Origin of the sequence: Pseudomonas sp. T1.Ur, assembly GCF_023516725.1 — a bacterium.
Classification (GTDB): Bacteria; Pseudomonadota; Gammaproteobacteria; order Pseudomonadales; family Pseudomonadaceae; genus Aquipseudomonas; species Aquipseudomonas alvandae.
The window spans coordinates 4,112,334-4,124,829 of the sequence record NZ_JAMGSN010000001.1 but is presented as its reverse complement, the minus strand read 5'-3'; the positions used below and the strand labels follow the sequence as shown (position 1 = coordinate 4,124,829).

Annotated in this window: 12 protein-coding genes; 9 read left to right on the top strand and 3 right to left on the bottom strand. The window is 59.4% G+C overall.

Annotated features, from left to right (window positions below; all coding sequences use genetic code 11):
* Positions 1-98: 98 nt before the first annotated feature.
* Entirely contained in the window at positions 99-857 is a 759-nt protein-coding gene (locus tag M8Q45_RS18405) for an SDR family oxidoreductase (protein WP_249875875.1), read from the bottom strand.
* 164 nt (positions 858-1,021) lie between these two features.
* On the opposite strand from M8Q45_RS18405, the gene M8Q45_RS18400 reads away from it, so the two are divergent.
* From M8Q45_RS18400 to groL, 4 genes are all read left to right on the top strand, one after another.
* On the top strand, positions 1,022-1,753 hold the full coding sequence (locus tag M8Q45_RS18400; protein ID WP_249875874.1) for a HugZ family pyridoxamine 5'-phosphate oxidase: 732 nt from the start codon (positions 1,022-1,024) through the stop codon (positions 1,751-1,753).
* A 66-nt stretch (positions 1,754-1,819) separates the two neighbouring features.
* Positions 1,820-2,296, top strand: coding sequence for an FxsA family protein (locus M8Q45_RS18395; RefSeq protein WP_249875873.1), 477 nt, complete (start codon positions 1,820-1,822; stop codon positions 2,294-2,296).
* A 247-nt stretch (positions 2,297-2,543) separates the two neighbouring features.
* Positions 2,544-2,837, top strand: a complete 294-nt coding sequence (locus M8Q45_RS18390) for a co-chaperone GroES (protein ID WP_030142515.1) — start codon at positions 2,544-2,546, stop codon at positions 2,835-2,837.
* Positions 2,838-2,887: 50 nt separating this feature from the next.
* On the top strand, positions 2,888-4,531 hold the full coding sequence (gene groL, locus M8Q45_RS18385; RefSeq protein ID WP_030142514.1) for a chaperonin GroEL: 1,644 nt from the start codon (positions 2,888-2,890) through the stop codon (positions 4,529-4,531).
* A 206-nt stretch (positions 4,532-4,737) separates the two neighbouring features.
* Here the strand turns inward: groL and M8Q45_RS18380 are convergent, their stop codons facing one another.
* On the bottom strand, positions 4,738-5,481 hold the full coding sequence (locus tag M8Q45_RS18380) for a phosphatase PAP2 family protein (RefSeq protein WP_249875872.1): 744 nt from the start codon (positions 5,479-5,481) through the stop codon (positions 4,738-4,740).
* Positions 5,482-5,712: 231 nt separating this feature from the next.
* Here M8Q45_RS18380 and colR point away from each other — a divergent pair, with 231 nt between their 5' ends.
* The 5 genes from colR (at position 5,713) to M8Q45_RS18355 (ending at position 9,399) form a co-directional block, all read left to right on the top strand.
* Positions 5,713-6,396, top strand: a complete 684-nt coding sequence (colR, locus tag M8Q45_RS18375; RefSeq protein WP_030142512.1) for a two-component system response regulator ColR — start codon at positions 5,713-5,715, stop codon at positions 6,394-6,396.
* Positions 6,386-7,663: a sensor histidine kinase gene (locus M8Q45_RS18370; RefSeq protein WP_249875871.1), complete on the top strand. Its 1,278-nt coding sequence runs from the start codon at positions 6,386-6,388 to the stop codon at positions 7,661-7,663. Before colR ends, M8Q45_RS18370 begins: the two co-directional genes overlap by 11 nt.
* A gap of 112 nt (positions 7,664-7,775) precedes the next feature.
* The gene (locus M8Q45_RS18365; RefSeq protein WP_249875870.1) at positions 7,776-8,444 is read left to right on the top strand and encodes a class I SAM-dependent methyltransferase; all 669 of its coding nucleotides are present in this window, start codon (positions 7,776-7,778) and stop codon (positions 8,442-8,444) included.
* Positions 8,445-8,449: 5 nt separating this feature from the next.
* Positions 8,450-9,157: a lipopolysaccharide kinase InaA family protein gene (locus tag M8Q45_RS18360; RefSeq protein ID WP_249875869.1), complete on the top strand. Its 708-nt coding sequence runs from the start codon at positions 8,450-8,452 to the stop codon at positions 9,155-9,157.
* Between the two features lie 2 nt (positions 9,158-9,159).
* Entirely contained in the window at positions 9,160-9,399 is a 240-nt protein-coding gene (locus M8Q45_RS18355; protein WP_030142508.1) for a hypothetical protein, read from the top strand.
* A gap of 65 nt (positions 9,400-9,464) precedes the next feature.
* On the opposite strand, the gene M8Q45_RS18350 is transcribed toward M8Q45_RS18355, so the two are convergent.
* Positions 9,465-12,491 (bottom strand): multidrug efflux RND transporter permease subunit, encoded by a 3,027-nt coding sequence (locus M8Q45_RS18350; RefSeq protein ID WP_249875868.1) that lies wholly within the window; start codon positions 12,489-12,491, stop codon positions 9,465-9,467.
* Between the last annotated feature and the right edge of the window lie 5 nt (positions 12,492-12,496).

The following is a 12,496-nucleotide window of genomic DNA, read 5'->3' as shown; positions in this document are numbered from 1 at the left end:
AGCTTGCTCGCGATAGCCGCCTGACATTCAACATTGATGCAAGTTGACCCGGCGCCATCGCGAGCAAGCTCGCTCCCACATTGATTGTGTGCAGTCCCTTAGATCCGCATCCCGCCATCCATCTCCAGGATCCGACCGGTGTAGTAGTCATTCTCGAAGATATAGGCGGCCGAATGGGCAATTTCCTCGGGCTTGCCCATGCGCTTGAGCGGGATTGCGGAGGTCATTCTTTCCAAGGCCTCGGGCTTCATGCCCAGGGTCATTTCGGTTTCGATGAAACCTGGCGCGATGCCTGCCACGCGGATGCCATAACGCGCCAGTTCCCTGGCCCAGGTCACGGTGGCGGCGACGACGCCAGCCTTGGCGGCGGAATAGTTGGTCTGGCCGATATTGCCCGCGCGGGAGATCGACGAGATATTGATGATCGCGCCGCTGTTCTTCAGTTCGACCATTTTTGCCGCCACTTCACGGGTGCACAGGAATACACCGGTGAGGTTGACGTCGATCACGGCTTGCCATTGGGCCAGGCTCATCTTGGTCATTTCGCCGTCCTTGACCTTGAGCAGCAGCCCATCACGCAAAATGCCAGCATTGTTGATCAGGCCGTGAATCGCGCCGAAATCCCCGGCCACGCGGGCAACCATGTCGCTGACCTGGTCCTCGTTCGCCACGTTGCACAGATAGGAACGGGCCTCGACACCCTTGGCGGCACACGCGGCGACCGCCTGGTCGAGCTTTTCCTGATTGAGGTCGACCAGGGCGAGCTTGGCGCCCCTGCCAGCCAGGTACTCCGCCATGGATCGGCCCAGGCCCTGGCAACCGCCAGTGATAATGATTACTTTGTCGGTGAGTTGCATTCGCATGTCCCGGTGGCAGAACGTTGGAGGATTACCTTTATGGAGGCCTCTCGATCTGCGACGGTGTAGCCCGGCTGCACATGAGAACTGCCCCGACGGCGCACTGAAACACCCATCAGTCGCCTGTCCGTTTTTTAAACGGATTTCTTCAAAGGAGTCATAAATTGAGCGTTGACGTTGCCAAGCATGCCCGAGAATTGCTGCTCAAGGAATACCGGGGGATGCTCTCCACCCATTCCAAGTCGATGCCGGGTTTTCCGTTCGGCTCCGTTGTGCCGTATTGCCTGGACGAGCAGGGCCGGCCGTTGGTCCTGATCAGCCGCATCGCCCAGCACACTCACAACCTGCAGAAAGATCCCAAGTGCTCGATGCTGGTAGGGGAGCGGGGCGCTGAGGATGTGCAAGCGGTGGGGCGCCTGACCTGTCTGGCCGAGGCCCGCAGACTCGAAGACAGCATCGCGATCGAGGCCGCTGCCGAGCGTTACTACCGCTATTTCCCTGAGTCGCAGAACTACCACAAGGCCCACGACTTCGACTTCTGGGTCCTGGACCCGGTGCGCCATCGCTACATTGGCGGTTTCGGCGCGATTCACTGGATCGACCACCTCACCCTGGCCAATCCTTTCGCCGGCAAGGCCGAAGCCAGCATGATCGAACACATGAATGCCGATCACGCCAAGGCGATCGCCCATTACGTGGCGCTGACGGGGCTGCCGAAAACAGAACCGGCGCAGTTGGTCGGCATCGACAGCGAAGGCATGCACCTGCGCATCGGGCAGGGATTGCATTGGCTGGCGTTTCCGAACCCTTGCAACACGCCGACACAAGTTCGCGAGGCCTTGGTTTATCTGGCCCACGCCGAGCAATGGCCAAAAAATGCCGAGGTCGGTGCTTGAATTCACGAAAGGGCGACGTCATCTAGGTTTTCATAGCAAGGCATTCTTGCGTTGAGGAACCTTTTGATGCGCCCTTTTTTGTTGCTCTTTCTGCTGTTCCCGGTGTTGGAGCTGTTCGTATTCGTCAAGGTCAGCGGTGCGATCGGGTTCTTCCCGGCGCTGTTGCTGGTCATTCTCGGTTCGATGCTCGGCGTGTTCGTGCTGCGCATCGCCGGTCTCGCCACGGCGCTGCGGGCCCGTGAAAGCCTGAGCCGTGGCGAGTTGCCTGCCCAGACCATGCTCGAAGGCCTGATGCTGGCCTTGGGCGGCGGCCTGTTGATCCTGCCAGGTTTCATCAGCGACGTGCTGGGCCTGGTCCTGCTGTTGCCGTTTACCCGTCGGTTGCTGGCCAACAAGATGCGCCAGCGCGCCGAAGATCAGGCGATGCGTCAGCGAGCCTTTGCCGATGACCTCCAGCCTCGTGGCGGCCCTGCCCCCAGGGAGCCCGTAGGCCGCGAGCCGAACGTGATCGAAGGTGAATTCGAACACCGCGATACCCAGTGAATATCCTGCGACACGGCACCTTCGGGTGCCGTGTCCGTTTTTGCCCGGATGAAGTAAAAATTTTCATCTCTTGCCCTTGTAATCGCCTTGCTCGCCCTTATGTATGGGTCACCGCAAGGTTTCCGGTGGCGACACTGGACAGACTTCCGCGGTTCGCTTGACGAACCGCACCCCGGCTCCGCCGGCTTTTGTTAAACCCGCCGGGACTACACCGGCCGATGAAAACCAAAATTAGGAGAGATCGACAATGAAGCTTCGTCCTCTGCATGACCGCGTCGTCATCCGTCGCAGCGAAGAAGAGAAGAAAACCGCTGGCGGTATCGTCCTGCCAGGTTCGGCTGCCGAGAAAGCCAACCACGGTGAAGTTCTCGCTGTAGGTCCAGGCAAGGCACTGGAAAACGGTGAAGTACGTGCGCTGGCCGTGAAAGTGGGTGACAAGGTTGTGTTCGGCCCTTACTCCGGCAGCAACACTGTGAAAGTCGACGGCGAAGACCTGTTGGTGATGGGCGAGAGCGAAATCCTCGCCGTTCTCGAAGGCTGATTCCCCCGCTCATTTTCCCGCTACTAAAAAGTATTTAAGGAATATCGATCATGGCTGCTAAAGAAGTTAAATTCGGCGATTCCGCCCGCAAGAAAATGCTCGCCGGTGTCAACGTCCTGGCTGACGCAGTAAAAGCGACCCTGGGCCCGAAAGGCCGTAACGTGATCATCGAGAAGAGCTTCGGCGCTCCGACCATCACCAAGGACGGCGTTTCCGTAGCCAAGGAAATCGAGCTGAAAGATCGCTTCGAAAACATGGGCGCGCAACTGGTCAAGGACGTTGCCTCCCGTGCCAACGATGACGCCGGTGACGGTACCACCACCGCGACCGTACTGGCCCAGTCGATCGTCAACGAAGGCCTGAAAGCCGTCGCTGCCGGCATGAACCCGATGGACCTCAAGCGCGGCATCGACAAGGCGACCATCGCCATCGTCAAGGAACTCAAAGGCCTGGCCAAGCCTTGCGCTGACTCCAAGGCAATCGCCCAGGTGGGTACCATCTCGGCCAACTCCGACAACTCCATCGGCGACATCATTGCCGAAGCCATGGAAAAAGTCGGCAAGGAAGGCGTGATCACCGTTGAAGAAGGCTCGGGCCTGGAAAACGAACTGTCGGTTGTAGAAGGCATGCAGTTCGACCGTGGCTACCTGTCGCCATACTTCGTCAACAAGCCAGACACCATGGTTGCCGAGCTGGACAGCCCGCTGATCCTGCTGGTCGACAAGAAGATCTCGAACATCCGCGAAATGCTGCCAGTGCTGGAAGCCGTTGCCAAAGCCGGTCGCCCACTGCTGATCGTGGCCGAAGACGTCGAAGGCGAAGCCTTGGCGACCCTGGTCGTGAACAACATGCGCGGTATCGTCAAGGTTGCTGCCGTCAAGGCACCAGGCTTCGGCGACCGTCGCAAGGCCATGCTGCAGGACATCGCCGTACTGACCGGCGGTACCGTTATCTCCGAAGAGATCGGCCTGAGCCTGGAAAGCACCACCCTGGAGCACCTGGGTAACGCCAAGCGCGTGATCCTGTCCAAGGAAAACACCACCGTGATCGACGGCGCTGGCAACGATGCCGATATCCAGGCTCGTGTGACCCAGATCCGCGCCCAAGTGGCCGAGACTTCGTCCGATTACGACCGTGAAAAACTGCAAGAGCGCCTGGCCAAGCTGTCCGGCGGTGTTGCGGTGATCAAGGTTGGTGCCGGTTCCGAAGTTGAAATGAAAGAGAAGAAAGCCCGCGTTGAAGACGCCCTGCACGCAACCCGCGCAGCCGTCGAAGAAGGCGTGGTACCTGGCGGTGGCGTGGCACTGGTTCGTGCCCTGCAGGCCATCAGCGAGCTGAAAGGCGACAACGATGACCAGAACGTCGGCATCCAGTTGCTGCGTCGCGCTGTTGAAGCACCTCTGCGCCAGATCGTTGCCAACTCCGGCGACGAGCCAAGCGTCGTGGTCGACAAGGTCAAGCAGGGTTCGGGTAACTACGGTTACAACGCTGCCACCGGCGAATACGGCGACATGATCGAAATGGGTATCCTGGACCCAGCCAAAGTGACTCGTTCGGCCCTGCAAGCGGCTTCGTCGATTGCCAGCCTGATGATCACCACCGAGGCGATGATCGCTGAAATCAAGGAAGACGCTCCAGCTGGCGGCGGCATGCCAGACATGGGCGGCATGGGTGGCATGGGCGGCATGATGTAAGCCAGCCTTACCCCTGTAGCGAAAAACCCCGCCTGCGAAAGCAAGCGGGGTTTTTTATTGCCCTGGATTCATGACGCAGGAGGTCATTTTTCCCTGGGAGACCTGTGGGAGCGAGCTTGCTCGCGATGGCGGTACATCAGTGCCAGATATAGAAACTGACACACGGCCATCGCGAGCAAGCTCGCTCCCACAGGATTACTCCATGCTCAGGCGTTGGCGGGTTGGTTCAGCGCTACGCGATCGGCCATGGCAGCCGGCCGGTACAGCACGAAGTAATAACACCCCAGGCAAATCAGCCAGCAGAACACTGCTGTCCACACATTGTGGGAAAAGAAATGCGCCCCTTGCATCATCCGGCCCACGGAGAAAACGGTGCCCAGTGAGAAGGCAAATATCAGCGATTGACGGGCCAGGCGCGGACGGCGGTCGCGCAACACGAAAAACAGCGCAAACAACGTGAAACCCGTGGCGGCGTGTCCACCGGGCCAGCATCGGCCAGGCTTGTCGGTGGCTGGACGTGGGCTCAGCAATTCACTGTAGGTTTCCTTGCCACCGAATTCTTTCAGGCTCCAAGGGCATTGCACCGCGGTGACCGCCTTCAGGGGCGTGACAAAGGCCGTTGCCAGCGCGAGCGACAAGACCAGACAGCCCAGCTCGCGTTTGAAAGGTTTGAGTCGGGCGATAAAAAAAGAAGCGATGAACCCCAGGACGGCCAGGAGAGAGAATGCAATAACGAGCTGTTTGGCCCGGTCGTGCAGGATATCTTCAAGGAAAAAACTGTGCCGGCCGATGAATCCCCCGCCAGCGGAGTTGTAGAACAGACGGGCCAGGTCCATGTCCAGCGTGGTCAGTTCCAGTAATACCAGAATGACCGCGACCACGGCGGGAATACCCAGGGCGACCGGCACGTTCAGCGGTCTGGAAGCGGGGCGCAGGAGGGTGGAAACCATGGCGGTACCTTTAAGGGAATGTTCGTGAACAGCGCGTCGCGCGAAGTGTGGGCCGCGCAGCGTTGGCGAGGTGTGAATGTTCGGTGAAAAACTCGTCAATGCGGTCCGGTCCGTGCAATGCGTTCTACTGGTTCGCCCCGACACAGGCAGATACAACCCTAGCCGCGAGACACGCTTGGCCTTAAGCTGCGCGGGCCACGACGATTGCCTACGTGTGCAGAGGAGATGCCCATGCGAATTCTATTGGTCGAAGACAACCGTGACATCCTGGCCAACCTGGCCGACTACCTGGGGCTCAAGGGCTACACCGTCGATTGTGCCCAGGACGGTTTGTCGGGGCTGCACCTGGCCGCGACCGAACACTATGACTTGATCGTGCTCGACATCATGCTGCCGGGCATCGACGGCTACACCCTGTGCAAGCGTCTGCGCGAAGACGCCCGGCGCGACACACCGGTGATCATGCTCACCGCGCGCGACCAATTGGATGATCGTTTGCAGGGCTTCAAATCCGGGGCCGACGATTATCTGGTCAAACCCTTCGCCTTGTCGGAGCTGGCGGCGCGGATCGAGGCGGTCATGCGCCGGGCCCAGGGCGGTGGTCGGCGCGCCTTGCAGGTCGGCGACCTGAGCTACGACCTCGATACCCTGGAGGTTACCCGTGAAGGCAAGCTGCTCAAGCTCAACCCCGTAGGCCTCAAGTTGCTGGCGGTATTGATGCAGAAAAGTCCTCATGTGCTACGTCGCGAGATACTCGAGGAAGCCTTGTGGGGCGATGATTGCCCGGACAGCGACAGCCTGCGCAGCCACGTGCATCAACTGCGACAAGTGATCGACAAACCGTTCGAAAAACCGCTGCTGCATACGGTGCACGGCGTCGGTTACCGCTTGGCCGAGGGCCGCGATGGAGTTTAAGCAAAGCCTTGCCCAGCGGATCATCATCGCGTTCGCGTTGATGAGCGCGTTGGTGGCGGGGGCCTTTGCCCTTGGCATCGTGGCAACGGTCCACTTGGTGGAAGAAAAACTGATTTCCGCAGGGCTCGGCGGCGACTTGCAACGCTTGCTGCTGATGGACAGCGTTTCCGACTGGAGTCATCGGCCCGAACCCGACCAGTTGTTCTATTTCAGCGGCGGCCCGGGTGACTTCGAGCTGCCCAAGGATCTCCGTCACCTCGACCGTGGCTTTCACGAGGTGTTTCGCGAACAACTGTCCTACCACGCCATGGTGGAGATCGTAGACGGTCGGCATTACGTGTTGCTGCAGGACCAGAGCGATTTCGAAGAGCGTGAACGGGTCCTGTTCGCCGTGGTGTTGGTCGGCTTCGTGCTCAGCCTTGCATTGGCGGTGTTCCTGGGCTGGGTGTTGGCCCGTCGGGTGATGGCGCCGGTCGTGCGCCTGGCCCGCCAGGTTCGGCATCGCGACCAGCTCCTCGGACTCGCGCCACCGCTGGCCCCGGACTATGCCGCCGACGAAGTGGGCGAGCTGGCCGTGGCGTTCGACGCTACGTTGGGCCGACTGCGCCAAGCCTTGACCCGTGAGCGGCTGTTCACCAGTGACGTCAGCCATGAGTTGCGCACGCCATTGATGGTCTTGGCCACGTCCTGCGAACTGTTGTTGGAGAATCCGGCACTCGACCAGCGGGGGCGTACTCAGGTCGAACGCATCAACCGGGCCAGTGAAGAAATGCGCGAATTGGTGCAGACCTTCCTGATGCTTGCCCGGGCCCAGCGCGAAGACAACGGCATGGCACCCCGGCTGACGCTTGGTCAGGTCGCGGAAAACCTGCTCGGTGTATGGCGGGCTCCTATCGAATCCAAAGGGCTGGCGTTGGTCTTCGAACCGGGGCAGACCCTTGATACACCGTATAACGCCACCTTTCTCACCGCTGTCATGGGTAACCTGTTGCGCAATGCCTTGCATTACACCGATCAGGGGTTCATTCGTGTTTCGCTGACCGCGACAGGTTTCGTGGTCGAAGACAGCGGCGTGGGCATCCCCGAGGAGAAGCGCGAGGCGATGTTCGAGCCTTTCGTGCGAGGGAACGAAAAGCGCGGCGAAGGCCTGGGGCTGGGGCTGTCGTTGGTGCAACGGATCTGCGAGAACCAGGGTTGGACGGTCAGCCTCAGCACAATGGAACCCAATGGCTGCCGTTTCGAGGTAGAACTGAATCCGAAGGGCTGACACTGGTGCTTGGAAAAACCTTGAAACGATTCGTCAATTTTCGTGACGGATTTTTCACAAAGAGATGACATGCCGGTTCATAAGGTGGGGGCATTCGTAACGGAGTGCCCCCATGCCGAAGACCGTCAAGCTGGATTTTTCCGAGAAATACGACGAGCAGCACGCCAGGCAATATTTTCTCAAGCATCGCAGTGGATTGAGCCGTCGTCTCTCCCACCATCGCGACCAGCAATTGGCCCGCCGCGCCCTGACCCTGGCGGGTGACCCTGGCTTGGTGCTGGACCTGCCATGCGGAGCGGGGCGTTTCTGGCCCCTGCTGGCCGAAAAACCGAACCGGGTCATTATCGGTGCGGACAATTCCGAAGCCATGCTTCAAACCGCAATGAGCGCTCAGCCCGCCGATGTCGTTAAACGGGTACGACCTTTGCAGACTTCTGCGTTCGACATCGCCTTGCCTGATAACGCCGTCGATAGCATTTTTTGCATTCGCCTGCTCCACCACATCGGTGAACCCGCGCACCGCCTGGCGATTCTGCGGGAATTCGAGCGTGTCAGCCGGGACAGCGTGATCGTTTCATTGTGGGTCGATGGTAATTTCAAGGCCTGGAAACGCAAACGCGCGGAGCGAAAGCGTGGGCAGAAAGGCTACCAAAACCGATTTGTGTTACCTGCTGTTACGGTGGAGGAAGAGTTTCGACAGGCCGGGTTTCGGATCCAGGAACAATTGGATTTCCTACCGCTTTATGCCATGTGGCGAGTTTATGTATTGCGCAAGGGGTAACGGGAATGGCAGTGCAGGCAGCAGGAGCCCCAGCGGCTTCTCGTAGTTGCTTCGATCATTTTTGGAATCAGCGCGGCGAATGGGTGGAAGAGCCCAATACGCGCCGTGGCGGCGAAAGTGGCGTACAACGGATCAGCAGTAATGGCGAACTGTTGTATTCCAAGCGTCAGACGGGGCACATCTACCGCAGCCTGATGCATCCGTTTGGCCGCCCGACTGTGCTGCGTGAGCAGCGCGCGCTGTCGGCTCTGAGCGAGCTCAACGTCACGGTTCCCCAGATTTTTTTCTGCGGCGCCCAAAGAGACCCAGTGCATAAGTGGCGTGCGCTATTGGTGACTCACGCGATGGATGGCTTCCAGGAAATCGAACACTGGTATGCCGGGGGCGGACGCGAACGTCATGGCGAAGCAGTGCATGACCGTATTCTCCAGTCGTTGGCAGACAATCTCGCCCGTATGCACAAAGGCCGCTGGCAACATGGATGCCTCTACATCAAGCATGTGTTTGTCCGCGTGACCGGAGAAGGCGAGTCGGCGAATGCCGAAGTCGCCCTGCTGGATTTCGAGAAATGCCGACAACGTTTGACTGCCCGAAGCGCGGCCTCCCACGACATGAAGCAACTGCGGCGCCATTCGTCGTTTCGTGATTCTGACTGGAAGAAACTGGTCTATTTTTATGAGACGGCGTTTGGCAGCGCTATCAAAGGTTTATAGCGATGAAACTAGAAATTGCTAGAGGTTTGTTTCTAGTCGGAGCCCTGGCAGTTGCATCAATGGCGGTCGCGGTATGGGAGCAGCCCCGATCACAGATCCTCAGCGCCTCCAACCATACTTCCACCGTTGGCGCGCATTGCCCTTTGCCTCGAGTAGCAAAGGCGACGGATGCTATCCGACCGGATAACGATCTGTTGCTGTTCATGTTTGGCCTGTCCCAAGGCATGAAGCCTCAGAGTTGAGCGTCCTGATTCAAAACAAAGGCCTCGCATTTGCGAGGCCTTTGTTTTTTGCACCGTCACAGGTCTCAGTGTTTGTCGGCTTTGGCCAGCAAGGTGTAGACACAGGGCAATACGAACAACGTGAACAGGGTGCCGATCGACATGCCCGTGGCGATGACCGTGCCGATGTCGAAGCGGCTGACCGCTCCGGCGCCGGTGGCCAGGATCAACGGCACCATGCCGAATACCATTGCCGCAGTTGTCATCAGTACGGGCCGCAGTCGTATCGACGCGGCCTGCTCGACGGCATCGCGCGGGCTCAGGCCTTGTTCCTTGCGCAATTGGTTGGCGAACTCGACGATCAGGATACCGTGCTTGCTGATCAGTCCGATCAGCGTCACCAGCCCGACCTGGGTATAGATGTTCATGCTCGACCAGCCGAGGAACAGCGGAATGAGCGCGCCGCAAATGGACAGCGGCACCGTGACCAGGATGACCAGTGGATCCCGGAAACTTTCGAACTGCGCGGCCAGCACCAGGAAGATAATCGCCAGCGCCAGGCCAAAGGTCACCCACAGCGCACTGCCTTCCTGTACGAATTGGCGCGAAGCTCCGGCGTAATCGAAGGCGAACCCCACCGGAGCTTCCTCGCGGGCAATCTGGCGGACGGTTTCAATGGCCTCGCCCATGCTTACGGTTGGAAAGCCTGAAATCGTCACCGCATTGAGCTGCTGGAACTGATTCAATTGGCGCGGTCGTGCCCGGTCGCTGACCTTGATCAGCGTCGACAGCGGGAGCGATTCGCCCTGGGTATTCTTTACGTAGTAATTGTTCAGCCAGTCCGGATTGTCCCGGAACGGTCGTTCGACCTGGGCAATCACTTTGTAGCTGCGCCCTTCCAGGGTGAAGCGGTTTATTTCGGACTCACCCAGCAGTGTTGCCAGGGTTCCGCCCAGGTCCTGCATCGACACGCCCATCTGGGCGGCCTTGGCGCGATCGATATCCACCACGACTTCGGGTTTGTCGAAGGCCAGGTCGATGTCCATGAAAGCGAATTTGCCGGACTCCAGCGCGCGTTTCTTGACCCGTTCGGCGATCTGCAGCAGCGTCGTGTAGTCCTTCGGCGAATTGATGACGAACTCGAAGGGCAAGCCTTCGCCGGTGCCCGGCAGCGAGGGCAGGTTGAAACCGAAGATCTGCAGGCCCGGGATGCTTTCCAGCTTGGCCTGGACCTCGGGCAGGATTTCCATCTGGGTGCGGCTGCGTTCGTTCCAGGGTTTGAGCAGGAAGCCGCCGATACCAGACTGGACGCCGTTGTAGCCGTTGATCTGGAACGAGGAGTAGTACTCGGGGAACTCCTTGAAGATCGTGATGAAGTGATCGGTGTAGGCGTTCAGGTAATCGAGGTTGGTTGTCTTCGGTGCGTTGGCCATCATGAAGATGATGCCTTGGTCCTCGTCGGGCGCCAGCTCGGACTTGGTGAACATGATCAGCACGGGAATGAGCAACAGCACGATCACCGCGAATACCAGCACCACGGGCCGACTGTTGAGCGTGCCATGGAGCAGGCGTTGGTAACGGTTTTTCAGGCGTTCGAAAATCACGTCCAGTCGATGGGCCAGCCCCGAGGGATTCTCGTCATGGCGCAGGAGCATTGCGCACATCATGGGCGACAAGGTCAGCGCGACGATGCCTGAAATGACCACTGCGCCAGCCAGGGTCAAGGCGAACTCCTTGAACAATGCCCCCGTCAGGCCTTCAAGCAGGCCGATAGGCGCGTACACCGCCGCGAGGGTGATGGTCATCGAGACCACCGGCATGGCTATTTCCCGCGCGCCTTCAATGGCGGCGTCGAATGGGGTCTTGCCTTCCTCGATGTGTCGGTGGATGTTTTCCACGACCACGATGGCATCGTCCACCACCAGGCCGATGGCGAGCACCATGGCCAGCAGCGTCAGCAGGTTCATGGAGTAGCCCATCAACTGCATGAAGAACATGACGCCGATCATCGACAGTGGAATGGTCACTACCGGGATGAGCACCGAACGCAAGGCACCGAGGAACAGGAAGACCACGACGATGACGATCAGTACCGCCTCGAACAGGGTCTTCACCACCTCGTCGATGGAGGCCTGGATGAACAACGTGGCGTCATAGGCGATCTCGGCCTTGAGGTTGGTCGGAAGCTGGGCTTCCATCTCCGGCATGATCTTGCGCACTTCCTTGATCACGTCCAGTGGGTTCGCGCCGGGTGTGGCCTTGATCCCGATGTATACCGAAGGCGTGCCGCCAAAGGAGCTGATGGTGTCGTAGTTTTCGGCGCCCATTTCCACGCGAGCGACGTCCCGCAGCAACACGCGGCTGTCGCCAGCGGTCTTGAGGGGGATCGCGGCGAACGCTTCGGCGGACTTGAGTTCGGTGTTGGCGTTGATACTGGTAACGACGTACTCGCCTTTCACTTCGCCGGCGGCGGAAAGGAAGTTTTGCTGGCGCACCGCATTGGTCACGTCGGCGGCCGTCAGCCCAAAGCCTGCGAGCTTGACCGGGTCCAGCCAAAGGCGCATGGCAAAGACCTGGTTGCCGAGAATCTCCGCCTCAGCCATGCCGGGCAGGGTTGCCAGTTTGGGCTGGATCACCCGTGACAGGTAGTCGGTGATCTGCGGATTGTTCAATTCCTTGCTGAAGAAACTGATGTACATCAGCGCCGAGGCGTCGGCAGCCTCTCGGCTGAGAACGGGGTCCTCGGCGTCCTGGGGCAGCTGGTTCTTGACCTCGTTGGCCTTGGCCAGCAGTTCGGTAAAGAGCCGGTCGCTGTTGGAGCCGATACGGGCATAGACCGAGATCACCGAGAAATTCTGTCGGCTGACCGAGGTCATGTAGTCGATGCCTTCGGCACTGGCCAGGCTTTGTTGCATTGGCTGGGTGATATAGCCCTGGATGGTCTCGGCATTGGCGCCGGGGTAGGCGGTGGTCACCGTGATCAGGGCGTTTTCCATCTGCGGATACTGGCGCAGGGGCAACTTGCTCCAGGCCTGGAAGCCCAGCAGCACGATCAACAGGCTGACCACGGTGGCGAGCACCGGGCGGCGGATGAACGGATCGGTAAAAGCCATGGGGG